Source organism: Neisseria sp. P0009.S007 (assembly GCF_051962515.1).
Genome location: NZ_JBQCVF010000727.1, coordinates 1 through 845 on the forward strand (window position 1 = coordinate 1; position 845 = coordinate 845).

The following is an 845-nucleotide window of genomic DNA, read 5'->3' on the forward strand; positions in this document are numbered from 1 at the left end:
ACTAATATTCAAGGCGGCACGCATTCTTCTGAAGTAGGATTGATGAGCTTGTCCGAATTAAAACGAAAATATGATGCACAAGAATTGAAAACTGATAAACCCATTGTTTTAATTACGATTAATAACGAATACGAGAAACTGAAAAAAGGCATCAGATCCGGAAATATTCCTGAAGCCGATAGGGATAAGGAAATTTACGAACGTACACGGAAATATTGGAAAATCGGAAGCAGGCGTGAAAAAGCAAAATATGCAGTTGCAGTCTATCGCGGCTGGACATTAGCAGTGTATGAAATCGAAAGATGGATTTCTGCCGACGATATTATTCAAGGTCGTTGGATGTTTGAAGGCAAGCCGTTACCAGATGACTCCAAAATTTATGAAGAAATCGTGAATAAGCTGACCTATTCTTCCCAAGAAAACTATAAAGCGCCCCAAAACCCCATTACCTATCGTAATTGTTAAACAGTAAGTTTTCAGACGACCCGAATCCACAAAATCACAAATCATCATGCAACCCATCCAATACCAAACCGACCTCACCCCCTACAACACTTTCGGTCTTCGCGCCCAAGCCCAAGCCTTTATCGCGCTCGAACACGCCGATGAATTGCGCGACATCGTCCGACTGCCCGAGTTCGACCGCGATACCGTTTTATGGCTCGGCGGCGGCAGCAATATCCTTTTGATGGAGGACTATGCGGGTCTGGTTGTGCATATGGAAAACAAGGGAATACGCGAAATTGAGCGTTCAGACGGCCTGGTTTATATCGAAGCGCAAGCCGGGGAAATTTGGCATGATTTTGTTTTACATACGGTTGAACTGGGTTTAAGCGGGCTGGAAA

Annotated in this window: 1 protein-coding gene and 1 pseudogene; both read left to right on the plus strand. The window is 44.0% G+C overall.

The window, feature by feature from the left end:
- Positions 1–465 (plus strand): annotated as a pseudogene (locus ACTHS3_RS15965) (LEM-3-like GIY-YIG domain-containing protein); the annotation flags it as partial.
- Positions 466–511: 46 nt separating this feature from the next.
- The coding region (locus ACTHS3_RS15970) for an FAD-binding protein (RefSeq protein ID WP_440368502.1) at positions 512–845 on the plus strand (334 nt) is incomplete at its 3' end.